Genomic DNA, 23,979 nt, shown 5'->3' on the forward strand with positions numbered 1-23,979 from the left:
ACCGTTCCGGCGAACGGCACAAGGCGCACTTTTGAGCAGGCTGCAAATCGAAGGTTCCCATCTTGTGGGATATCGGCGACAATGAACCGATATTTCCAAAAGGAAACAATATGTTCTTCCTGATTGCGCGTTTGCTCAAGGCCTGGACCCGCCCCATTCCCGGCCCGACCGGCGAAGGCAGCCGGGACCACCTGCCGCACGCCGACGGTGGCGAGCCTGCCGACTGGGGGCCGCGTGTTTACCTGCCGGGCCACGGAGACATTTCATTGCGCCGCGCCTTGCCCAGAGTCGCCGCCATGGAGAAGCCGGAACTGGTCTGCGAGTGCATCACGCAGCATTCGGGCTATCTGCGCCAGGCCGGCATCGAACGCGCGATGGTGTTGAATGACACGCGCTACCTGCCGCTGCTGGCGGCTCGCCTCAACGATTGGAGCGCTCCGGTACGGCAGGCAGCGCAGCAGGCACTGGCGCATTACCGCAGCACGCATCCTGCGGCCGATTTCGTCCCCGCCCTGGCCGCGTTGCATGGCGCGGCACGCGGGCAGCGCTCGGACCGCGCGTGGATCGCCGCATTCGTGCAAGGGCTTGATGCGGATGACACTGCGGATTGGCTGAAGCCCGCGCTTGCGTCACGCGATGCGCCCCTGCGGCGCGCAGCGTATGCGCTGGCAATGGATTACCTGCCGCAGCGACTGGACGAACTGGTGGCCTTCGGCCTGGGCTCGCGCGATCTGATGCAGGCGCACCGGGCGCTGCTCGCCCTGCCCCGGCTTGATGACGAGAGGCGTCGCGCGCATACACCGTTGGGCCTGCGCTCGCCGTTCGGACAGGTGCGGCAATTCGCGGTCGACCATGCGCCTGCGCCGTTGTCCCGGGAAGCGCTGCTGACGCTCCTGTTCGATCCGATGCCGCGCATCCGGCAGACGGCGGCAGCGCAACTGGCCGCGTTGGGAGAGGATGTGATGCGCCACGTGCATCAGGCCATCGAGGATGGACTGCTGGCCGCGCGCCCGCTGTGCGCGGCACTGGCGCTGCTGGTGCAGTGGCGGCAGCCGGATGTGGAGAATTTGTTGCGCCACCATGCGGACGATGCGCGCGAACGGGTGCGGAGACAGGCCTTGTTCCTGTGGGCCAGGGTGTTGCCGCAAGAACGCGATGCCGTGGCCTCGCGGGCTCTGCTGGACGCGGCGGGCTCGGTGCGCAAGCTGGCGGTGCAGCTGTGCCGGGATGGCGCTTACGTCCGCTTTGAGGATATCGCCACCATGCTGCGTGAGCATGGACATCAGACGGCGGCGCTATCGCTCTGCGCGCGCCATCCCTGGGATATGGTGGCTTGTGTCGTTTTCATTGACAGCCTCGGAGAGCGTCAGCCCTGCCAGGATGAACGCCTGCGCGCCGCGCTGGTACCGTGGCTGGGCAATGCGGAGGCTGGATGGACCAGTCCGCAGCCTTGGCATGTCGCGTTGATGCAGGAGCGGGATGGTGTGCGGAGGCTGCGGCGGATCATGTCGCCGGGTTGGGATGCGGAGTTGGATGCGTTGCTGAGCGGGTTGATGGAGCGGTGATGGACTGAAGGGCCGATGCAAGTTTCTGGTGTGACGCTGTGTTGACACTGCTTCGCCAGCGAGGGTGTTGCGGGCACCAGCGACTTTATGGCTCACATTACTTCTGCACTTTCCTCTTTCGCACAACATCCGCCAGGACGAAGAGCAAGCCTCCGTCTGGCTCTTCCTCACCGCTGCATGCTCTCCCACACCTTCTGCAAACGCTTCACCGACACCGGCATCGGCGTCTTCAGTTCCTGCGCATAAAGCGACACGCGCAGTTCCTCCAGCATCCAGCGGAACTCGGTCATCTTGGGATCGACCCGGCCGGCGCGGTCCTTCAGGGCGCGCTGGTAGGGCAAGGCCACCGAATTCCACTCCGCCAGCAGGCGCGTATCGCGGGCGGGATCGGCGCGCAGCTTGTCCAGCCGCACGTTGATGGCCTTGAGGTAACGCGGATAGTGGCTGAGATTTCCGTAATCCGTTTCCGCCACGAATCGCTTGCCCACCAGTTGCGCCAACTGCGCCTGCATGTCAGCCGCCGCAGCCGCATGGGCCTTGATGCCCTGCAGCTTCTTGGGCAGGGCGTGATACTCGGCCAGCACCTGGCCGCACAGGCGCGCGATCTCGTTGACCAGCAAACCCAGCCGCGCCTTGCCCTCATCACGGCGGCGATTGAATTCATCCGCGTTGCGCGGCAGCGGGTCCTGCAGGAAAGCCCTTTCCAGACCGGCGTTGAGGATCTGTTCACGCAACTCTTCCTGCGAACCCAGCGCCATGAATTGCATGCCCATCTGCTGCAGTCCCGGAATGTTCTTCTCCAGATACTTCAGCTGCTCCTTCATCTGCAAGGCAAACAGCCGGCGCAAACCGGCGTAATGGAAACGCGCCGCCTCGGCCGGATCATCGAAAACTTCCAGATCGCAATGCATCTTGCGATCCACCAGCGCCGGGAATCCAATCAGTGTCTGTGCCTGCTTGCCACTGCCACGCGTGATCTCCAGCAGCTCCGGCAATTCACCGAAACTCCAGCTGGTGAGATTGCTGTACTCGCCCACCGAAGCGGGAGCCGCCGGGGCTGCGCTCGGACCGGGCTTGCCGGGTGCGGCAGCGGGCGCGGGTGCGGCGCTGTCCTCATCCTCGCGCGGGGCAATGGCCACCTGCTCGGCCAGCTTCTGGAACTGCTGGCGCGCCTGCCCGCCGAATTCGGCCTGCAGGGCAGCGAGATTGCGGCCCATCTCCAGCTGGCGCCCATGCTCGTCGACGATCTTGAAGTTCATCGCATGGTGCGCCGACAGCGTCTCCTGCTTGAAGTCGCTGGGCTTGACCAGAATCGTGATCTGCTCGCGGATGTCGGCAATGATGGCGTCGATCAGGTTGCCCCGGCCGAAGGTCTTGCGCTCTTCCATACGCTCGCAGAAACGCGCAGCGTAATCAGGCAGCGGCACGCAATGGCGGCGCAGCTTCTGCGGCAGGGATTTGAGCAGCAGGTGCACCTTCTCCTTGAGCATGCCCGGCACCAGCCAGTCACAGCGGTCCGACGAGACCTGGTTGAGCGCATACAGCGGCACGGTAAGCGTCACGCCATCGCGCGCCGCACCGGGCTCGAAGTGATAGCTCAAGGCCATGGCGATGCCGGCCACGTTCATGGTCTTGGGGAAGAGTTCGGTGGTCACGCCCGCGGCTTCGTGACGCATCAGGTCGTCACGGCTCAGGTACAGCAGCTTGGGATCGGCGGCAGTCGCCTCCTTGTGCCACTTCTCGAAATCGCCCCCATTGCAGATGTCGTGCGGGATCAGCTTGTCGTAGAAACCGATGATCAGTTCATCGTCCACCAGCACATCGAGGCGGCGCGATTTGTGTTCCAGGTTCTCGATCTCGCGCACCAGCTTCTGGTTGTGCGCAAAGAACGGCGCGCGCGTCTCGAAGTCGCCACCGACCAGCGCGTCGCGGATGAAGATCTCACGCGCTTCAGTCGGGTTGATCTTGCCGTAGTTGATGCGGCGCTGGCTGTACACCACCAGCCCATAGAGCGTGGCGCGCTCGGAGGCGGTGACCTGGGCGGCGCGCTTTTCCCAGCGCGGCTCGCCCCAGGATTTCTTGAGCAGATGGCCGCCGAGTTTTTCCAGCCACTCGGGCTGGATGTTGGCCACGCAGCGCGCGTACAGGCGCGCAGTGTCGACCAGCTCGGCCGCCATCACCCAGCGGCCGGGCTTCTTGGTCAGGTGCGCACCGGGCCAGATGTTGAACTTGATGCCGCGCGCGCCCAGGTATTGCGCATCGTCCTCGCTCTTGAAACCGACGTTGCCCAGCAAGCCGGTCAGCAAGGCCAGGTGCAGTTGATCGTAGGTGGCCGGGGCCTCGTTCAGGCGCCAACCCTGTTCCTTGACGATGGTCAGCAGCTGCGAATGGACATCGCGCCATTCACGCAGGCGCAGTTGCGAGAGGAAATTCTCGCGGCAATGTTCCTGCAACTGGCGATTCGATTTCTTGTGGGCGATGGCCTCTTCGAACCACTTCCAGATCTTGAGATAGCTGGCAAATTCCGACTTCTCGTCGGCGAATTTCCTGTGGGCGTTGTCGGCGGCATTCTGCGCATCCATGGGCCGGTCGCGCGGGTCCTGTACGGAGACCGCTGCGGCGATGATGAGCAATTCGGTCAGGCAGGCATTGTCGCGGCCGGCCAGGATCATGCGGCCCACGCGCGGATCCAGCGGCAGGCGGGCCAACTGCTTGCCCAGCGCCGTCAGGCGATTGACGCCGCCCTGCTCTTCCACCGCGCCCAGTTCCTGCAGCAGCTGGTAGCCGTCGGCAATGGCGCGGCCCAGCGGCGGTTCGATGAAGGGGAAGCTCTCCACATCCGTCAGATGCAGCGACTTCATGCGCAGGATGACCGAGGCCAGCGAAGAGCGCAGGATCTCGGGGTCGGTGAACTTGGGGCGCTGCAGGAAATCCTGCTCGTCATACAGGCGGATGCACACGCCCGCCGCCACACGGCCGCAACGGCCGGCGCGCTGGTTCGCGGCCGATTGCGCCACCGGTTCGATCTGCAACTGCTCGACCTTGTTGCGATAGCTGTAACGCTTCACACGGGCCAGACCGGCATCGACCACATAGCGGATGCCCGGCACGGTCAGTGAAGTTTCGGCCACATTGGTCGCCAGCACGATGCGACGGGCATTGCTGGTCTTGAAGACGCGCTCCTGCTCCTGGGCGGAGAGGCGCGCAAACAGCGGCAGGATCTCCACATGCGGCGGATGATGCTTGCGCAGCGCTTCGGCGGCGTCGCGAATCTCGCGCTCACCCGGCAGAAACACAAGCACATCACCGGAACCGATACGCGCCAGTTCGTCCACGGCATCGACCACGGCATCCATCAGGTCACGCTGTTCGCGGTCCTTCTGGGCCTGGCTGGCGCGGCCTTCGGCACGCGCACGGGCCTGCGCGACTTCGGTCGATACGCCGCTGCGGTCAGCATTGTCGATGGGACGGTAGCGGATCTCCACCGGATACAGGCGGCCCGAGACCTCGATCACCGGGGCCGGCACGAGCTCGCCCTTGAGCTCGCGACCGAAATGGCGGGCGAAGCGGTCGGCATCGATGGTGGCCGAGGTGATGATGATCTTCAGGTCGGGGCGCTTGGGCAGCAACTGCTTCAGGTAGCCCAGCAGGAAATCGATGTTGAGGCTGCGTTCATGCGCCTCGTCGATGATGATGGTGTCGTACTGGCGCAGCAGCGGATCGGTCTGCGTCTCGGCCAGCAGGATGCCGTCGGTCATCAGCTTGATCCACGCGCCCTTGGACAGCGTGTCGTTGAAGCGGACCTTGTAGCCGACCAGCTCGCCCGGCGGGGAATTGAGTTCCTGGGCGATGCGCTTGGCGGTGGAAGAGGCCGCGATACGGCGCGGCTGGGTGTGGCCGATCAGGCCCTTTTCGCCACGGCCCAGCTCCAGGCAGATCTTGGGCAGCTGGGTGGTCTTGCCGGACCCGGTCTCGCCACTGACGATGATGACCTGATGGGCCTGCAGGGCCTCGGCGATCTCGAGGCGGCGGCCGGAGACCGGCAGCTCTTCGGGGAAAGTGACCGGCGGCAGCGGATTGCGCACGGGCGACGCGGCATGGACGGCTGGCTCGGCGGCGGCGCGACGCGGACCGCGCTGCTCGCGCGGACGATCTTGTTGCGGGTTCTGCTGCGCCTGGCCGCCGGGGGGAGTGTTGGGTGCTTTGGTAACGGACATGAGGCCGACATTATACCTGCCACCGCCCGCCCGGTCAGGCTGCGTGCGGCTGGACGGCCGATGGTGCAGGTTTGGGGCGGCTTGCGGGCCGGTTGGCTCCGCTTTGCAACATCCGCACAAGAAATCTGCCCCGAAGCGGCCCGCAAGCCTACGGCCCGCCGCGACGCTGGTTATAATGCGCGTCATGGAAAAACAGACCGAATTCGTCAACTGGCTGCGTTCCGTCGCGCCCTATGTCCACGCCTTCCGCGGCAAGACCTTCGTGGTCGCCTTCCCGGGTGAGCTGGTCACGGCCGGCGGCTTGCAGGTGCTGGCCCAAGATCTCTCGCTGCTGCATGCGCTGGGCATCCGCGTAGTGGTGGTGCATGGCTCGCGTCCGCAGGTGGCCGAACAGCTGGCCCTGCGCAATGTCGAGGCGCGCTTCCAGAACGGCCTGCGCGTGACCGACAGCGCCGCCCTCGAATGCGCCAAGGAAGCCGCCGGCGAACTGCGCCTGGACATCGAGGCCGCCTTCAGCCAGGGCTTGCCCAATACCCCCATGGCGCATTCGGCCATCCGCGTGATCTCCGGCAACTTCGTCACCGCTCGCCCGATGGGCGTGATTGATGGCGTGGACCTGCAACTGACCGGCGTGGTGCGCAAGATCGCCGCCGACGTCATCCAGCCCATCATGAACGCAGGCGGCATCGTGCTGCTTTCGCCGCTGGGTTTCTCGCCCACCGGCGAAGCCTTCAACCTGACCATGGAAGACGTGGCCGTGTCCGCCGCCATCGCGCTGCGCGCCGAAAAACTGATCTTCCTGTCTGAAACCCCGCTGATGAAGGATGCCGGCGGCGCCGAAATCCGCGAGCTGTCTTCTCACCAGGCTGAGGCCGTGCTATCGGCCGGCTTCCTGCCTTCGGATGCGGCCTTCTATCTGGCCAGCGTGGTCAAGGCCTGCAACGCCGGCGTCTCGCGCGCCCACATCGTGCCCTTCTCCACCGATGGCTCGGCCTTGCTGGAACTGTTCACCCACGATGGCGTGGGCACCATGGTCACCTACGAGAACCTGGAAAGCCTGCGCCAGGCCACCATCGAGGACGTCGGCGGCATCCTGAAGCTGATCGAACCGCTGGAAGCCGATGGCACCCTGGTCAAGCGCGGCCGCGAACTGATCGAACGGGAAATCCATTACTTCTCCGTGATCGAGCACGACAATGTCATCTTCGGCTGTGCTGCGCTGTATCCCTTCCCCAAGGAACGCATGGGCGAGATGGCCTGCCTCACCGTCAACCCGGAAGTGCAAGGCCAGGGCGACGGCGACCGTATCCTGAAGCACATCGAAACCCGTGCCCGCGAAGCCGGGCTGACCAAGCTCTTCGTGCTCACCACCCGTACCTCGCACTGGTTCCTGAAGCGCGGCTTCGTGCTGGCCGGTGTCAACGACCTGCCGCAAGATCGCCAGCAGATCTACAACTGGCAGCGCAAGTCGCAGGTATTGATCAAGAATTTGTATTAATCATTTTTCCGTCAGGACGTGAGCAGGCTCAACCGCTGACCCCCATCGCTGGCCCGCCCGTCCCAGGCATTTCAACTTAACGAACCAAGGAATCGACATGGCACGCATGGTCCATTGCATCAAACTGAACAAGGAAGCCGAAGGCCTGGACTTCCCGCCCTATCCGGGCGAGCTGGGCAAGCGCATTTATGAAAGTGTCTCCAAGGAAGCCTGGGCCGCCTGGCTCAAGCACCAGACCATGCTGGTCAACGAAAACCGCCTGATGCTGGCCGACGCCCGCGCCCGCAAGTATCTGGCCGCGCAGATGGAGAAGCACTTCTTCGGCGAAGGCGCCGATGCCGCCGCCGGTTACGTGCCGCCGAGCGAATAAGCTGCCCTGGTCGCTTGAGCAAGGCCGCAACGCCGCCCTGGTTCGCCACGGCGGCGTTTGTTTTGGCTGACGCATCGCGGCGGCCGGCTCGTCTACAATGCCGACTCCGAACCCTGATTCCCTACCGACTTCCCGCTGGAGCTCATCTTGTCCCTGCGTCATCTGCGCCTTGCCGTGCTTGCCGTCAGTCTCGGCTTTACCTTTGTTTCCCCCTGGGCCCACGCGGCCACGGCCAGCGCTGCGCCGACGCTGCCAGCCGGCGTCACGCAAGGCCCCAGCGCCGAGGGCATCAGCGAATACCGCTTTGCCAATGGCTTCAAGCTGCTCCTGCTGCCCGACGATTCCAAACCCACGGTCACGGTCAACATCACCTACCTGGTCGGATCGCGCCACGAGAACTATGGCGAAACCGGCATGGCGCACCTGCTTGAACACCTGATGTTCAAGGGCTCGCCGCACAACCCGGCGATCCCGCAAGAATTCAGCAAGCGCGGCATGAACTTCAACGGCACCACCTGGCTGGACCGCACCAACTACTACGAGACCTTCGAGGCGGGCAAGGACAACCTGCAATGGGCGATTGCCATGGAAGCCGACCGCATGGTCAATTCCCGTATCGCGCGCAAGGATCTCGACAGCGAGATGACGGTGGTGCGCAACGAGTTTGAATCCGGCGAGACCTCGCCCTCGCGCGTGATGTTGAAGCGCATGCAGAGCGTGGCCTACGACTGGCACAGCTATGGCCGCAACACCATCGGCGCGCGCAGCGACATCGAGAACGTGCGCATCGAGAACCTGCAAGCCTTCTACCGCACCTACTACCAGCCCGACAATGCGGTGCTGCTCATTGCCGGCAAGTTCGATCCGGCACAGGTACTGCAATGGGTCAACCAGAGCTTCGGCCGCCTGCCCAAGCCCAAGCGCAAGCTGCCTGAATTCTGGACCGTGGAGCCGACTCAGGACGGCGAACGCCAGTTCGCCATTCGCCGCCGTGGCGACCTGCAACTGGTGGCGCTGGGCTACAAGATGCCCTCCGCGCTGCATCCGGATGCCACCGCCCTCTCGTTTGCCAGCGACATCCTGACCGACACGCCCAATGGCCGCCTGCACAAGCTGCTGGTGGAAAAGGGACTGGCCACGCAGGTCTATGCGATGCCGCTGAGCGGCTACGCGCCGGGGCTGCAGATGATCGTGGCGCAGGTCAAGGCAGGCGCTGACATCGAACCGGTCAAGCAGGCCATGATCAGCGCCGTCGAATCCTTCAGCACCGCACCGCCGACCGCCGAGGAACTGGCACGCCTGCGCCGCGAGAGTGCCAACAACTTCGAGACGCTGCAGAACAATCCACAGCAGATGGCAGTGGCGATGTCCAATGCGATTGCACGTGGTGACTGGCGTCTGGTCTTCATCGAACGCGATCTGGAGCAGCGGCTGACCAGCGCTGACATCGCTGCGGCGGCTGGCCGCTACTTCCGCCGCGATAACCGTACGGTCGGTCTCTACCTGCCGGAAGATCATCCACAGCGTGCCGAGGTCCCGCCCGCACCGAGCGTGGAATCGCTGCTGGCGCAATACCAGCCGCGCCCGGCCATCGCCTCGGGCGAAGCCTTTGATCCGGCACCGGGCAACATCGAACAGCGCACCACACGCGTAGCGCCAGGCCAGCCGCCCCACACCGCACTGAAGCTGGCCCTGCTGCCCAAGCAATCGCGTGGGCAGACGGTCTCGGTGAGCATGAACCTGGAGTTTGGCGATGCCGATAGCCTGTTCGGCCAGCGTGCGGTCGCCTCGCTGACGGCGGCCATGCTCATGCGCGGCACGCGCGATCTGGATCGCCGCCAGCTGGCCGATGAATTCACGCGCCTGAAGATCAACGGCAACGTCTATCGCTTCCAGACCACGCGCGAGAATCTGGTCCCGGCGTTTGCGCTGGTAGGCGAAGTACTGCGCCATCCGCGCATGGATCCGGCTGAATTCGCGCAGTTGAAGAATGAGACCGTGGCGGCGCTGGAAGCCACGCGCAAGGAGCCGGACGCGCGTGCCGGCGAAGCGCTGCAACTGCATTTCAACCATTACCCGGACGGCGACTGGCGCGCTGCGCAGACGCTGGAACAACGCATCGCTGCCGTGCAGGCGGTGACGCTGGAACAGGTGCAGGCCTTCCATCGCCGCTTCTACGGGGCCTCGCATGGTGAAGTCGCGGTAGTCGGAGACTTCGATGCGGAGGCTGCACGCAAGGCCATCGATGCAGCCTTCGGCGGCTGGACCAGTGCCGCCCCCTATGCGCGCGTGCTGCAGACCTGGGCCGACATCCCGCCCAAGCGCATCCTCATCGATACGCCGGACAAGGAAAACGGTGTCTACCTGGCCCGCCAGAACATCCGCCTGCGCGATGATGATCCCGACTATCCGGCCCTGGCCGTGGCCAATTACCTGCTCGGCGGCTCCAGCCTGAAGTCGCGCCTGGCGGATCGCATCCGCCAGAAGGATGGTTTGTCCTATGGCATCAACAGCGGCTTGCAGGTCGGTGCCATCAGCGATGCAGGCTACTTCAGCGTGCGCGCAATCGCTGCCCCGCAGAACCTGGACAAGGTCGATGCCGCCGTGCGCGAAGAAATCGCCCTTCTCATCAAGGATGGCTTCACCGAGGAGGAACTGCTGCGCGCCAAGTCCGGCATCCTGCAGCAACGCAACCAGCAGCGCGCCAGTGATGGCGGCATCGCCACCAGCTGGAGCGCGCTGATGAACCTGAACCGCAGCTTCCTGTGGCAGCAGCAGCTGGACCTGAAGCTGGCCGACCTGACGCTGGCGCAATTGAATGCGGCCGTGCGCAAGTACATCGATCCGGCGCGCATGACCGTGGTGATTGCTCGGGATGAGGCCAAGGCCAGCCAGCCCTGAGGCATCCGCCTGAAATCATCGAGATGAAAAAAATGCCCGTGTCCTGCGACACGGGCATTTTTGTTTGCGACCAAGAAAATGGAGGTTCTCAGAACTCCAGTTTCTTGACGCCTTCGGCCGTCCCCAGCAGGCAAACATTGGCCCCTTGGCGCGCGAAGAGGCCATTGGTGACCACGCCGACGATGTTGTTGATCTTGTCTTCGATGTCGGCCGGATCGGTGATGGCCAGGCCCAGCACGTCGATGATGTAGCAGCCGTTGTCGGTAACCAGCGGCTTGCCGTCGCCATTCTTGTTCAGGCGCAGGCGCGGCTCACCGCCCAGTGCGGCCAGCTTGCGGGCCACCACGGCGTGCGACATCGGGATCACTTCCACCGGCAGCGGGAAAGTACCGAGCACATCAACCAGCTTGGAACCATCTGCGATGCAGACGAACTTCTGCGCCACGGATGCCACGATCTTCTCGCGCGTGAGTGCAGCGCCGCCGCCCTTGATCATGGCGCCGCTGCCATTGATTTCATCGGCACCGTCGATATAGACCGGCATGGTCTCGACCTCGTTGAGATCGAACACGGTGATGCCGTGCGAACGCAGGCGCTCGGCAGTCGCTTCGGAGGACGCCACGGCGCCCTTGATGCGGTGCTTGATCTTGCCCAGTTCGTCGATGAAGAAATTGGCCGTGGAGCCGGTGCCCACGCCGATGATTTCGCCGTCGACCACGTAGTCGATGGCGGCCTTGGCCACGGCTTGCTTGAGTTCGTCTTGAGTCATGATGGTTCAGTTCAACGTAAATAAAACCGGGAGCGTTCCCTTTTTGGCAACGCAAAAAATTCTCAGATTGCGGGATCGACAATGCTCAATGCACGTCGTCCGGCTGTTCGTCCAGGGTCTCGAAGAGCGCGATCTGCAGGCGTGAATGCAGCTTGACCAGCTTGCTCCACAGCAACCACAGCAGCCCGGCAGCGGCGGCCAGCACGAAGGCCAGCAGGTTCAGCGGGGGCAGGATGCTGGCGCTGAGCACGAAGATGAGCAGCATGATGCCCACGATGGACATGATGGGCAAGACCTCCGAGACCACCTTGCGCACCCCGGAAGTATACGCTCCCGCGAACTCCGGCTTGACACTGACCTCCGCCAGCAGCATCGACAGCGCCTGCAGCTTGCGGTAAGTGGCGATCAGGAAGGGCAAGGAAATGACCAACGCGCAGCCCCAGATGATGGCCTTCTGCACCTCCGGATCCGGCGTCCATGCCGAGAGCTGGCGCGACAAGCCGTCCACAAAGAAGGCGCCCGCCAGGAACACTGCAATCACCAGCGCCAGGTTCACCATCACCTGCATGAGGATGCGGCGGATGATGCGCGTGAGTTCGGCGCGGTCGCCCGTTGGCTGCAGGCTTTCCAGCCAGCGCGAGTACATGCCCAGCAGGCCCGAGACGCGCGCCGGCACCAGCGTGACCGCCTTGGCCGAGAGCGGGTCGGCGGCCTTGATGAGGTAAGGGGTGAGCAGCGCCGTCACCGCCGAGACCGCCACCACGATGGGATAGAGGAAATCGCTGGTGACCTTCAGACTCTGGCCAAGTGCGGCGATGATGAAGGAGAACTCGCCGATCTGCGCCAGGCCCATGCCCACGCGCATCGGCGTGCGCCCGCCCTGCCCGGCCACGAAGGTTCCCAGGCCGCAGCTGATGAGTTTGCCGAAGACCACGGCCAGCGTGATGATGGTGATCGGCATCCAGTACTTGACCAGCACATTGGGATCGAACAGCAGGCCGATGGCCACGAAAAAGATGGCCGAGAACATGTCGCGGATCGGTTCCACCAGGCGCTCGATGCGGTGCAGCTGGCGCGATTCGGCCATGACCGCACCGACCAGGAAGGCGCCCAGGGCCACGCTGTATTGCAGCTTCATCACCAGCAGGCAGAAGCCGAACAGCACGCCCAGCACGGCCACCAGCAGCATCTCGTTGCTCTTGAAACGGGCGATGAAACTGAGCAGGCGCGGCACCGCGAGAATACCGACCACCAGCGAGACCGTCATGAACAGCACCAGCTTGCCCACCGTCGTAAAGACTTCTGTGGAATCCACCGAGCCGCTGGTGGCCACACCGGAAAGCAGCGCGATCATGCCGATGGCGAGGATGTCCTCGACGATCAGGATGCCGAAGATGATCTGCGCGAACTTCTCGTTCTTCATCCCGAGTTCATTCAAGGCCTTGACGATGATGGTCGTGGAGGACACGGCCAGCATCGCGCCCAGGAAGATGGCGTCCATGCGCTTCCAGCCAAAGTAGAGGCCGATTTCGTAGCCGATCCAGATCATCAGCAGGATCTCGGCCGCTGCCGCGATGAAGGCGGTGGCACCGACCTTGGCCAGTTTCTTCAGACTGAATTCCAGCCCCAGCGAGAACAACAGGAAGATCACCCCGAGCTCCGACAGAATGTGCACGGTCTTCTCATCCTGGATCAGGTCATAGGGCGGCGTGTGCGGACCGATGATCACGCCGGCCACGATGTAGCCCAGCACCACCGGCTGCTTCAGCTTGTTGAAGACGACGGTGACAATGCCGGCAATGAGCATGATGATGGCCATGTCCTGGATGAATAACTCGACTTCGTGCATCGTGCGGGATTTCCTTTCTGTGTTCTGCAGCGTGCTGCAGGAGTGGCTGGATGGCTTCGCAGAACCTGCGGCACCGGGCAAGGCTGCGCCCTGCGGCATGGGCCGCGAACGGTGGATGATAGGGATTGCGGGTACTGCTGGCGGGCCGGCCACACGGGCCCGGCGCTGGGTGCTGATCTGTGTCCGCTCTTGTTGCTGATGACCACGGTACTGCTTCAGCGAAGACGCAGCGGCGGGAGACCTCTTCATCGCACACTGCGGGATGCCCCCGAAAATAACACAACTGACAACCGCACTGCAATGCAAAGTACGTGCCTGCCCTGCCGTGCGGACACTCCTGCACAACGGGATCGCAGGCCAGCAAAATGAAAAAGTTAGTAAATCCGGGTACATCCTGAGGGATGGACGCACCGAAATCTAACAAAACGCAATGGATGAGCTTGGCCGCCAATCCCGCGCGGGCAGGCGGCAAGCGTTCAGCCGGGCACGCGCACCTGTACTTCGACCGCCTTTTCATCGAAAGCGATGCGGGTGGTGAACTTGGCCCGCTTCATCGGGAAGCGCGACTGGAAGTGGCGCACATTGCCTGATCCCGAGATCACACGTCTGACGAACTGGTAGTAGGCATCCATGTCGATGACATGGACCGCCAGGAAGTAATCGTATTCGCCGGAGACGAAGTAGCACTGCATCACCTCGGCCTCCTTGGCCATGCGCTGCTCGAAGTCCTGCATGTGCTGGTCGGACTGGTTGTTCAGCGAGATCTCCAGGAAGGCCAGCATGCCGTAGCCGAGTGCGAAGGGATCGACCATGGCCACCTCGGCGCTGATGATGCCGGCCTCGCGCAGTTCGCGGATGCGGCGCAGGCAGGTCGGTTGCGAGATGTGCAGTTTTTCAGCCAGAACGCGCGTGGAGATCTGGTTGTCCTTCTGCAGCATGTTGAGCAGTTTGCGATCCACCTTGTCGAGGGTGTGAAGTTTGGCAGCCATGGGACAGAGTCGAGGATGATGGTTCAGGCCGGCCATTCAAAAATTGCTTGGCTTGGCCGATTCTTATGTTGTACCGTCGCATTATTCAGAAAGTCGGGGACGAAAGCAAAGTAGCACGCCTGGTCACCGCAACAAGGATCTGAATAACTGTGTTGTGAGACAAAACATTAAAAGTGGTCAATCCAATCTACAGAGGAGTGTTATGAAATTCAAGAGCGCCATTATTCCATTAACTGCCGCCATCGGTCTGGCATTCGCAGGCGCCGCGCATGCCCAGGAAGTCGTCAAGATCGCCCACGTGGGCCCGCTCTCCGGTCCCAATGCTCACATGGGCAAGGACAACGAGAACGGCGCGCGCATGGCCGTCGAAGAACTGAACGCCAAGGGTTTCACCATTGGCGGGAAGAAGGTCAAGTTCGAACTGCTGGGTGAAGACGATGCTTCCGATCCCAAGCAAGCCACTGCGGTCGCTACCAAGCTGGTCGACCAGAAGGTCGCCGCGGTGATCGGCCACCTGAACTCCGGCACCACCATTCCGGCCTCCAAGATCTACAGCGATGCCGGCATCCCGCAAGTGTCCCCCTCGGCCACCAATCCTAAGTATACCCAGCAAGGCTTCAAGACCACCTTCCGCGTGGTTGCCAACGATGCGCAGCTGGGCGCCGCACTGGGCAAGTATGCCGTGCAGAAGCTGGGCACCAAGCAGATCGCCGTGATCGATGACCGTACCGCCTATGGTCAAGGCGTGGCAGAAGAATTCGCCAAGGGCGCCAAGGCGGCCGGCGGCACCATCGTCGGCACCCAGTTCACCAATGACAAGGCCACCGACTTCAACGCCATCCTGACCTCGCTCAAGGGCAAGAAGCCGGACGTGATCTTCTTCGGCGGCATGGACGCCGTGGGCGGCCCGATGCTGCGCCAGATGAAGCAGCTGGGCATCGGCGCCAAGTTCATGGGCGGCGACGGCATCTGTACCGGCTCCCTGCCGGGCCTGGCCGGTGATGGCCTGGGCGAAGACCAGGTGATCTGCGCCGAAGCCGGTGGCGTGGATGCTTCCGGCAAGAAGGGCATGGATGACTTCCGCGCAGCCTACAAGAAGAAGTTCGGCATCGATGTGGTCTACAACGCGGCCTATGCCTACGATGCCACCATGACCGTGGCTGACGCCATGGCCAAGGCCGGCTCCGCCGATCCCAAGAAGTACCTGCCCGAACTGGCCAAGATCAGCCACAAGGGCGTGACCGGCGTGATCGCCTTCGATGCAAAGGGCGATGTCAAGGATGGTTCGCTGACCCTGTACACCTACAAGGGTGGACAGCGTACCGTGCTGGCGGTGACCAAGTAAATTTGGTCGCCCTGCCCTGCTGGCTGGCTTGCGGGCTGGTTTTCAGGGTCGGTTAAAAAATGCAGCGCCCCCGATGGTTGTCGGGGGCGTTGTCGTTTGAAGGCGCTTGTATGCCGTGCATATTGTCCAAGATCGGCCGCAGCGATATCGCAAATTGTTTTAATTATTTAAGGATAAAGACGCCAGCTGAGGCGTTTGCGTTGGCTTCTTGAGTTGAGCAGGTTTCACTGGGTCATTACAATGGCGGACTCTTGCTGATGCAGCTCAGTTGGTAGAGCAACTGATTCGTAATCACGGAATAGGCTTCAGAACAGTCCGACATCGCATGAAGCAACTACGACGTCAAAGCTTCAATGATTGAAGAGCCCGCTCAAGCGGGCTTTTTTGTTGTCGATATAGATTAAAATTAATCCTCGCCGAGAAAAATCCTGGGCACCTGTGGTGCTCCACACCACTCCGCTACGGCGTTGTAATGCTTAGCGAGCTTCTGAACAACCTCCAGCCCATCACCCACTTTTTGAAGAAAACTGTTCGTAGACGAGCCTACGGCCGCCGCGTCATCGAGCCAAGCTTTCAATTTTTTCATTGCGCTGGACGCCTTCGCATCATCCGGGGTGCTCTTTTCGCCGAGAGCAGCGAAGGCATCCTGCATATCGAGAAGCCGAAGTTGCATCTGCGAATTATCAGTAGTCAACTCTGAAAGGCGTTGCAATTGAAGTAGGATCTCCGGAACATCGTTTCGAATCTGCACAGCATTAGAGACGCAAATAACTGGACTTACATTCACAGCTATTGGGTGACTCTGCGATAACGAATGTCCGATCAGCTGCCTTAAGCTTTTAATTTCCTCCCCCTGCAGCGAAATTATGTCGCGTTGGTTTTCAACTCGGAGCTGTGCAATTCGTAGCTCAGTTTGGAGCTCAACAATCTTTACCTTGTTCTGAAACAGGGAATCAACCGGTGCATCCCCTCGCACAACCATTTCATATTCTTGTAACGCTCGCTCAATCACTTCTCTGTTGCCGTTATCGCTCTCGACTATGAGTCGAACACTCAACCCATCTTGTTCGATTCGAACCCTAGCATCATTTCCCGGATATTTTTCCTCAAGAACTGTGCTGAAGTAACTCAATATTCCAATACGCCCGCGCGGCCTAGTGAAATCAACATTGCCATTGTTCTTTCCAACGACACGACGCCACATTGAGCGAATCAGGTTCCAGCTTCTCACACGCATTCCATGCTCATTCTTCAGCCACGCCGGAAACTGCTGACAGGCTATATGCACGTGTAATGCGCCTCGCTTCTGCACTTCCAAGGTGGCGACATAGTGAAACTCACCCAGACTGCGCAGACGCTCCCTGAAGGCCTTAAAGTCAGCCTCGACTCGTGCATAGTCGGTCATGCATTCTCGGTAAGTCAGAGTAAGCAGGCAATCAGCCTCCAGCATTTTCGCCAGCCTGCGCACCTTTGTCTTTGCGCGACGAGCCGCAGCAATCCGGGCCTTCTCGTGATCGCCTTCGCCGCGTTTCGTCGGCTCCTCAACCTCTGTCGCGTAGTCGAATATCTGACCATCACTATGGGTTTCGTACCCCTCGTCCAGGAACATTTCTACGCCCTTCGGGAATTCCGTTACTGTCAGCGTTTTCCAACGCCTTGCATCCGTACCAGCGAAATAGGAGCCAAGTGACGCCTTAAGATTTGCATTGGCCGCAGCCTTGTCTATACTCGTCGTAAGCACAATTTCCCCTAAAGATTAGTTGTGTGAGCCCGGCAGCGTTGGCGCGTTGATCCGGGCATTTTTACGTCCATCAAAACCACTTTTCAAACTCGCCGAAAAGGCCATTCTTTCTCTGTTTCCTTAAGTGTTCTAGGTACAAGATCTACAGCGATGCCGGCACCCAGCAAGTAGCCCCCTCGGCCACCAATGCGAAGTACACCCAGCAAGGCTTCAAGACCACCTTCCGCGTGGTCGCCAACGATGCGCAGCTGGGCGCCGCACTGGGCAAGTATGCCGTGCAGAAGCTGGGCACCAAGCAGATCGCCGTGATCGATGACCGTACCGCCTATGGTCAAGGCGTGGCAGAAGAATTCGCCAAGGGCGCCAAGGCCGCCGGCGGTACCATCGTCGGCACCCAGTTCACCAATGACAAGGCCACCGACTTCAACGCCATCCTGACCTCGCTCAAGGGCAAGAAGCCGGACGTGATCTTCTTCGGCGGCATGGACGCCGTGGGCGGCCCGATGCTGCGCCAGATGAAGCAGCTGGGCATCGGCGCCAAGTTCATGGGCGGCGACGGCATCTGTACCGGCTCCCTGCCGGGCCTGGCCGGTGATGGCCTGGGCGAAGACCAGGTGATCTGTGCCGAAGCCGGTGGCGTGGACGCCTCGGGCAAGAAGGGCATGGATGACTTCCGCGCAGCTTACAAGAAGAAGTTCGGCATCGATGTGGTCTACAACGCGGCCTATGCCTACGATGCCACCATGACCGTGGCGGACGCCATGGCCAAGGCCGGCTCCGCCGATCCCAAGAAGTACCTGCCCGAACTGGCCAAGATCAGCCACAAGGGCGTGACCGGTGTGATCGCCTTTGATGCCAAGGGCGATGTCAAGGATGGTTCGCTGACCCTGTACACGTACAAGGGTGGACAGCGTACCGTGCTGGCGGTGACCAAGTAAGGTCGGTCGCCCTGCCCTGCGGGCTGGCTTGCGGGCTGGACTTCAGGGCATGAAACAAAGCAGCGCCCCCGATGCAGATCGGGGGCGCTGTCGTTTGGCGGCCTACTCGCGCATATTTTTTTAATTGTTTACGCTTTACGCCCGTTTACTTAGTTTTGGAACAGGGTATTGCGGACGGTTCTTTAGTTTTTGCGTGACGTTGCCATTTCCACTTATCGGGAAAGCGCCTTTTCCAGTGCAGCCTTGTTCATCGACGAACGCCCCTTGATACCGCGCGCTGCCGCTTCCGCATACAACTGCTTGAACGTGCGGCCGCCAGATCCGGCATGAGAGCGCAGGCCGCCCCGTCGAGAGGGTGACATATCTTGGGTGGACGTCTTGCTGGCCGTCTTGGATTCACCGTGCTGGGCCCGTTCCTTGTTGACGGTCCGGGCCGCGATCTCCTCGGCGCGCCGGGTGCTGGTGCCGCGTTTGACGGCACCGGACTTGATGTGTTCATACTGACGTTCACGTTTCTTGCTCCATGCGGTCTGCGGCATGATGGCCTCCTCTGCGGTTGCGCCAGCCGGTGACATTCTGCACGGACTGGCTAGGGATACGATCAGTGCTGATGCATCGATGTTGCGCTCACCTATGGCGCCCTTGCATCCCGCTTCGTCTGAAAACGCTGTAAGACTGATGGAGGTCCGGGTCAGCTTCCTGCTCGCCGATGCCCGCAGCGCGGGGCCGCAGCCGATATTGATTCCTCGCGGCAACAAACAACGATGATCCGTGGCGACAACCTTTATGCGGCTCATCAGTCCAATCGCTCATCACAAAACGGACGGGAGGAATCAATGAAACAGATCACGGCGGTCTTTGGTGTAGTGCATGCGGTGATCGCGCTGTTGTTTGCACTGGGCGCCCTGGCGTTGATCGCCATTGCGGCGAGCATGGGTTACGAGGCGGTCAGCGAAGGCCTGGGGCTGCCGCAGGCCCAGGCGCTGATCGAGGCCATCGGCATCCTGGCGGCTGCGGTGGTGGCATTCCAGATTGCCGAGACCATTACGGAGGAAGAGGTGGTGCGCGACGCCAACATCAGCGCGCCGACGCGGGTGCGGCGCTTCCTGTCACGGTTTTTCGTGGTGGTGATCGTGGCACTGGCTATCGAGGGACTGGTGATGACCTTCCGTGCCGCGCATGAGGAAGCGGCGGACATGATCTATGCTGCCGCTCTGCTGGTCGGGACCGGTGTCTTGCTGGCGGCGTGGGGATATTTCATTTATTGCAACCGTTCTGCTGAGGAATTGGAACCGGATGCGATGGAAGAGGCCAAGGAAGAGGACAAGAAAATTGATGGCTGAACGCTATGTTGTGAGGCTAGCGCAGGCTTGGCGGGCCTGCCCGAGGGGGTAGAAAGCTGAAAATTTCTGGCCGGGGTGTGGAAGAAGCGGAAAGAACCCGTTATAATCGCGGACTTTTGCTGATGTAGCTCAGTTGGTAGAGCAACTGATTCGTAATCAGTAGGTCGACGGTTCGATTCCGCCCATCAGCACCATTACACAAGGGTTCCAAGCGATTGCTTGGAGCCCTTTTGTGCTATATGCGCTGCCCTGTGCTCTAAGCGGCTGGACGACCTCCGCCCGCTGGCGGGATACCCGCTGGGTCGTACGACTGTGCGCGTGAGCTAACAGTCCCCTCGCTTGTTCTAGCGTCTCAGCATCACTTGCGCACTTAGCTCGCAGATCATGATCCGTAAAAGATTTCTTTACTTTGGTCTCTGTCATGACGCGTTCCATAAATCTTTGCCACACTGAGTCCCAACCACATATGCAACTCACGTTACATGTCTAGCATATGCGGTTTCTCGAATAGCCGTGGTTCATACACCTTATCCGTGTCTAACGCCTCTTGAGTACACTGATTTCGCCGTCGCTTTCCATCGTCATTAGTTCTATCTCATTTAGGGACGTGGCATTACTTTCGCGCACCTTAGCTTCTATCTCTTCAGTAGTCACGAACTCTTTGCGCATATTCCGGCGCATTAGCTTCCCGTTTTTCACCAATATGAGCGGACGAGGCTCAAGGACTTTTCGAAGCGCTGCGGAGTGGTAACTGGCGATATCGATGAGGTAGTTCCACGCCATTAGCGTGACCACCAGCAATAAGGCATCGGGCACAGTATCGGAATCCCCACTCATACCGTTTTGAGAAGCGTCGGCAATAATTACCACCAGCAGAAAGTCACCTACTCCAACGTTGCCAGCGTCCCTCCTCAGCACAAAGCGGAAGAAGACAAAAAGGAAGAGATAGATAAGCGTGCCACGAATAATGATTTCAAGTGGCGAGACGCTAAAGCTGATCAAGTCATCCCATTGAATTTGCATTATTGCTCCTGCCCCTCATTAATTCTTGGCCTTGAGGTCGGGTGATGCATCACGAATGAAAAATCGTCGGCTGGGGTGGGTAAATTATTTAGTAAAGTTGTTCCATGCTGACTGAGCCGCGCCACCGCACAGCTATGTCGACGGTAATCAAATAAGGGTCCCGCAGGACCCTTATTTGTTTCGTGCATGTCAGCGGTTGTCGCCGCTGTTGCCGCCATGGCTGTTCTGGCCGCCCTTGCGACCTGCTTCGCGGGCTTCTTCCGAGCTGAACTCGTGTGCCGTTCCCTTTTCGTGAGCGGCCTTACCACCTTGGCTGGCGATCTCGCGTTGTTTGTTCTCGTCCATCGAGGCGAAGCCACGGTTGCTAGTCGAACCTTGATTTTGCTGATTTGCCATCATGAGCTCCTTTGGGTTAATCGAAGTTTTCAGAACATGCCGTCGAACCGATTAGGGCGCGACGTGGTTCAAGCATATGAGGTCCACGCCATAGACTCTATCGGCGATGGGCGCAACCCTGTGAACGAAATTGCTGACGGATTCGCCAGATCATCTGAAGATGAGCCTCTTACAAGCGTCGCTCGTCTTCGTTCCCCAAAAGGCGAATGGCTTCGTTGATCGCGTGAAGCGCCGCTGCATGGCGCACCGCTTGACGATCGCCGTCGAAGAAGCAGGTGGAAGTTCGGAGCTGCTGCTGGGCACCGCGCTGCCACAGCCAAGCAAAGCACACTGTTCCGGCTTTAGTGCCATCGGGCGCATCGTCCGGCCCGGCCACTCCAGTATTAGCTATCGCCAAACTTGCATTGCAACCTGCCAGACCACCGCGCGCCATGCGTTCCGCGACGTATTCGCTCGTCAAGCCATGGGTGTCGATCTCATCCTGTGTAACACCGAGCATGCAGTGTTTGGCCTCTACCGTATAGGTGACAAAGGCTCCCTCCAACCACGCTGCACAACCTTCGACGTCACCGAGTCCGGCGGCAATAAGACCTGCGGTGCAAGATTCCACTGTTACCAGATGCATCCCCTGTTTTCCAAGTATATGGCCCAGCCGTTCACCTGAACTTCTCATCGCTCTCATCGTGGTCTCCTTGAATGGAATTTGTGGCATGTGTCCTCCACTGGTCCGTCAACAGGACGGTCTCTTGCACCTGCAGGCCTCAGAATCAACCCGGAGGAGTATGGGGTGCCGCAGTTACGTGAGCGCGCTACAATCGGCCTAGCTCAATGAGTCGGCCACGCTCTTCGGCCGACGCTACTACCTCAACGGCTCATATGCGGGCTTCATCCCCTACATGACCGACACCGCCAGCAACGTCAACGACGTGGACAAGCTGCGCGAGGCTAACGGCACGGAAGATCCCGGGATATGAGAACTAAAATAGTTTATGCCCGAGTGTAAGGAAAAACCCGATAGCCGCCCTACTCCTATGCCTGCATCATCCGATGGCTTAGTTTGGTGCTAGGGGCCGTTCGCTTGTCGAGAATAGGTTCGATTTCTTAGCAGCTGAACTATTTCCTTGGCGTGGACAGAAATTGAATAACACAAAGACGCTCGACCGTTGTACCAAAGCGGGGCTTGTCGCCTCAGGGGTGCCGATTATTTTTTGTGCATTTCTTTCCGGCCCTAGCGCTGCATCGTTTTTCCACGTTGAGAACATCATCGAGCTTCCATCGATTTTCGCGCACTCTCTTCAAGCAAGGCTATTCGCAGTAAGCCTCAGCTATCCCCTAGTTTTTCTCGTTCAGTTTCACGGCGTGAAGCTCTGCACGAAGACGAGAAGGACGAAATGCGCACTGCTAATCGGATGGTCAGGGCTCGTCGCCTACTTCTCTATGCTTTCGTATAGTGGCTTCTTTTGAATAGGAACATGGTGTCTTAGTCGAGGAACTGGAAAAAGCGTTCAACGCGAACGCAAAATCGCCTCTTTCGCGCAGCCGCACGTGACATAGGAATGTCGTGCGATTACAAGCCAAAATAAACAGGGGAACAAATGTTTGAGGTGTTGTTAAAGGAAATACTGGGACGATATACGCGGTCGATAGAGGAGATAGAAAAAAAAGCTTCACGAGGGGAAGTCGTCGGTGATTTGATACGAAGACAGGTAAGAAGCTGCTTAAATGAGATGCAGGCGGTGGGCGCACAGCCTGACGATATCCGCGCGGCTTTTGACGATCTAGAACATCCTTCATCGGAGGTCTTCACCTCAATGGAACCAAGGGTTTCTAGACTCCTGACGGCGATGAAGCTGCACGTTGACTTTTTGCTCTTTATAGAAGAGCAGCAGAATTTGAATTCTTCTTCGATTAAGAAAAATGGCGAGGGCTTCGGCTTTCATTAAACTAGCGCAGCCATCACTCACTTGGTATGCGTGAGATTTTCAAATGTGCCGTCCAGATGGCAATACTTCGCATGCTCTGAAAGTCAGGATATACGGTCGCGGTATCGCGGATGAGTTCAATATCTGAGCCATTACGCAGCTCAACCGCCATTCGCCAGCCCCCATCAATTTCATAGCCAATGACGGTAACGTCGTAGCCACGGTACTTGAAGCTAAAAGTTTGAGAGGTGGACATAAGTATTCGTTAAATCGCTCACTGCGCGGTGGCTGTGTGGAACTGATGGATGCCAGGTGAATACTTTTCGGTCTTCTGCTTCAGACGTGAATTATATGCGTCCCAAGAAATGAGACAAGCTAAGCCATAGAACCGCTAATGTTGAGCACCACCGCTGCTCTTGAAAAATCTTTCGCATGAGGTCTCCAACAACGGCATTCCCGCCTGCACGCAAAGCCTGGCCTGCGCGAACTCAACCACCCCACGCTCGGTCTGGCGTCGCTCGATCCGCTTGATGACCATGCGAGACGCCTTGATGGCATCCACCTGGACATCCACCAGCTCCATGATGACCTCGCCGCTGTCCCGCTGCAGCCGGGCACCTTTGGTCGGCCGGCGACGGTCACCATCCTCGAAGACTCCCACGCGTAAATCGCCGATATTGCGCGCCTCATCGCCCAGCAGCTCGCGGGCAATCTCTACGCCATTAAGGCGCATCTGATAAACGATCACTTGCATGCTCACCTCACGCGCGGCAGCGGCTTTCAGTCGGTTGTGTAATGCGGCGTCTCGTGCTCGACGCGCGCCGCCCAGAGATGCAGTCCACCGCCACTTTGCGGCCCTCGATGTGTGCACCACTCATGCTCCAGCCGGCCACGTCGATGAGGAGGGAACAGGCGACGCAATCCACATGGTATTGATTCAGGTCTGGCGAATCGGCGGTGTAGTCAGCGCCGGTCCGGAAAAATCTGCATGCAGCTTGTACGTGATGGTTCGATTCCGCCCATAGCACCAGCACACAAGAGTTTCCCGCTTATGCCGGAAACCCATTTCTATCCAAGAATCAGATATCTCAAGGGCATGGGCGACGACTTACT

At 60.1% G+C, this 23,979-nt stretch carries 18 protein-coding genes, 1 tRNA gene and 1 pseudogene; 9 read left to right on the forward strand and 11 right to left on the reverse strand.

Going from position 1 to position 23,979, the window contains the following annotated elements:
• The first annotated feature begins 110 nt into the window (after positions 1 to 110).
• On the forward strand, positions 111 to 1,565 hold the full coding sequence (locus tag J2X56_RS09695) for a hypothetical protein (protein WP_121045321.1): 1,455 nt from the start codon (positions 111 to 113) through the stop codon (positions 1,563 to 1,565).
• Between the two features lie 167 nt (positions 1,566 to 1,732).
• On the opposite strand, the gene hrpA is transcribed toward J2X56_RS09695, so the two are convergent.
• Positions 1,733 to 5,782 carry an ATP-dependent RNA helicase HrpA gene (gene hrpA, locus J2X56_RS09700; RefSeq protein ID WP_310159861.1) on the reverse strand — a complete coding sequence of 1,350 codons (4,050 nt, stop codon included), beginning with the start codon at positions 5,780 to 5,782 and terminating at the stop codon, positions 1,733 to 1,735.
• A 184-nt stretch (positions 5,783 to 5,966) separates the two neighbouring features.
• Between hrpA and argA the strand changes: the two genes are divergently transcribed.
• From argA to J2X56_RS09715, 3 genes are all read left to right on the forward strand, one after another.
• Positions 5,967 to 7,280, forward strand: coding sequence for an amino-acid N-acetyltransferase (argA, locus tag J2X56_RS09705; RefSeq protein ID WP_199725134.1), 1,314 nt, complete (start codon positions 5,967 to 5,969; stop codon positions 7,278 to 7,280).
• Positions 7,281 to 7,377: 97 nt separating this feature from the next.
• The gene (locus J2X56_RS09710; protein WP_008331210.1) at positions 7,378 to 7,650 is read left to right on the forward strand and encodes an oxidative damage protection protein; all 273 of its coding nucleotides are present in this window, start codon (positions 7,378 to 7,380) and stop codon (positions 7,648 to 7,650) included.
• 147 nt (positions 7,651 to 7,797) lie between these two features.
• The gene (locus tag J2X56_RS09715; RefSeq protein ID WP_310159865.1) at positions 7,798 to 10,551 is read left to right on the forward strand and encodes a pitrilysin family protein; all 2,754 of its coding nucleotides are present in this window, start codon (positions 7,798 to 7,800) and stop codon (positions 10,549 to 10,551) included.
• An 88-nt stretch (positions 10,552 to 10,639) separates the two neighbouring features.
• On the opposite strand, the gene rpiA is transcribed toward J2X56_RS09715, so the two are convergent.
• From rpiA to J2X56_RS09730, 3 genes are all read right to left on the reverse strand, one after another.
• Positions 10,640 to 11,320, reverse strand: a complete 681-nt coding sequence (rpiA, locus tag J2X56_RS09720; RefSeq protein ID WP_039784469.1) for a ribose-5-phosphate isomerase RpiA — start codon at positions 11,318 to 11,320, stop codon at positions 10,640 to 10,642.
• Positions 11,321 to 11,405: 85 nt separating this feature from the next.
• Positions 11,406 to 13,169, reverse strand: coding sequence for a cation:proton antiporter (locus tag J2X56_RS09725; protein WP_034331239.1), 1,764 nt, complete (start codon positions 13,167 to 13,169; stop codon positions 11,406 to 11,408).
• 476 nt (positions 13,170 to 13,645) lie between these two features.
• Positions 13,646 to 14,158, reverse strand: coding sequence for an Lrp/AsnC family transcriptional regulator (locus J2X56_RS09730; protein WP_008331218.1), 513 nt, complete (start codon positions 14,156 to 14,158; stop codon positions 13,646 to 13,648).
• 202 nt (positions 14,159 to 14,360) lie between these two features.
• Between J2X56_RS09730 and J2X56_RS09735 the strand changes: the two genes are divergently transcribed.
• Positions 14,361 to 15,503, forward strand: a complete 1,143-nt coding sequence (locus J2X56_RS09735) for a branched-chain amino acid ABC transporter substrate-binding protein (RefSeq protein WP_039784467.1) — start codon at positions 14,361 to 14,363, stop codon at positions 15,501 to 15,503.
• Between the two features lie 406 nt (positions 15,504 to 15,909).
• Here the strand turns inward: J2X56_RS09735 and J2X56_RS09740 are convergent, their stop codons facing one another.
• Positions 15,910 to 17,112: a hypothetical protein gene (locus J2X56_RS09740; RefSeq protein WP_310159871.1), complete on the reverse strand. Its 1,203-nt coding sequence runs from the start codon at positions 17,110 to 17,112 to the stop codon at positions 15,910 to 15,912.
• Between the two features lie 269 nt (positions 17,113 to 17,381).
• Between J2X56_RS09740 and J2X56_RS09745 the strand changes: the two are divergent.
• Positions 17,382 to 18,182, forward strand: a pseudogene (locus J2X56_RS09745) (branched-chain amino acid ABC transporter substrate-binding protein); the annotation flags it as partial.
• A gap of 212 nt (positions 18,183 to 18,394) precedes the next feature.
• Here the strand turns inward: J2X56_RS09745 and J2X56_RS09750 are convergent.
• Complete coding sequence (locus tag J2X56_RS09750; RefSeq protein WP_134136882.1) at positions 18,395 to 18,721, reverse strand: plasmid stabilization protein; 327 nt, start codon at positions 18,719 to 18,721, stop codon at positions 18,395 to 18,397.
• A gap of 297 nt (positions 18,722 to 19,018) precedes the next feature.
• Here J2X56_RS09750 and J2X56_RS09755 point away from each other — a divergent pair, with 297 nt between their 5' ends.
• A complete protein-coding gene (locus tag J2X56_RS09755; protein ID WP_134136831.1) occupies positions 19,019 to 19,525 on the forward strand; it encodes a hypothetical protein in 507 nt (168 codons plus the stop codon).
• A gap of 118 nt (positions 19,526 to 19,643) precedes the next feature.
• A tRNA-Thr gene (locus tag J2X56_RS09760) sits at positions 19,644 to 19,719 on the forward strand.
• 343 nt (positions 19,720 to 20,062) lie between these two features.
• Here the strand turns inward: J2X56_RS09760 and J2X56_RS09765 are convergent.
• The 3 genes from J2X56_RS09765 to J2X56_RS09775 form a co-directional block, all read right to left on the reverse strand.
• The gene (locus J2X56_RS09765) at positions 20,063 to 20,548 is read right to left on the reverse strand and encodes a DUF421 domain-containing protein (protein ID WP_121043181.1); all 486 of its coding nucleotides are present in this window, start codon (positions 20,546 to 20,548) and stop codon (positions 20,063 to 20,065) included.
• A gap of 189 nt (positions 20,549 to 20,737) precedes the next feature.
• Positions 20,738 to 20,944: a KGG domain-containing protein gene (locus J2X56_RS09770; protein ID WP_121043183.1), complete on the reverse strand. Its 207-nt coding sequence runs from the start codon at positions 20,942 to 20,944 to the stop codon at positions 20,738 to 20,740.
• A 169-nt stretch (positions 20,945 to 21,113) separates the two neighbouring features.
• Positions 21,114 to 21,656, reverse strand: coding sequence for a CinA family protein (locus J2X56_RS09775; RefSeq protein WP_227022754.1), 543 nt, complete (start codon positions 21,654 to 21,656; stop codon positions 21,114 to 21,116).
• Between the two features lie 883 nt (positions 21,657 to 22,539).
• Here J2X56_RS09775 and J2X56_RS09785 point away from each other — a divergent pair.
• Positions 22,540 to 22,887 carry a hypothetical protein gene (locus J2X56_RS09785; protein ID WP_134136752.1) on the forward strand — a complete coding sequence of 116 codons (348 nt, stop codon included), beginning with the start codon at positions 22,540 to 22,542 and terminating at the stop codon, positions 22,885 to 22,887.
• Between the two features lie 13 nt (positions 22,888 to 22,900).
• Here the strand turns inward: J2X56_RS09785 and J2X56_RS09790 are convergent, their stop codons facing one another.
• A complete protein-coding gene (locus tag J2X56_RS09790) occupies positions 22,901 to 23,122 on the reverse strand; it encodes a hypothetical protein (protein WP_121043187.1) in 222 nt (73 codons plus the stop codon).
• Between the two features lie 135 nt (positions 23,123 to 23,257).
• Positions 23,258 to 23,620 carry a hypothetical protein gene (locus J2X56_RS09795; RefSeq protein ID WP_209567719.1) on the reverse strand — a complete coding sequence of 121 codons (363 nt, stop codon included), beginning with the start codon at positions 23,618 to 23,620 and terminating at the stop codon, positions 23,258 to 23,260.
• Positions 23,621 to 23,979: the final 359 nt, after the last annotated feature.

Origin of the sequence: Herbaspirillum sp. 1173 (assembly GCF_031455335.1) — a bacterium.
GTDB lineage: Bacteria > Pseudomonadota > Gammaproteobacteria > Burkholderiales > Burkholderiaceae_D > Herbaspirillum > Herbaspirillum huttiense.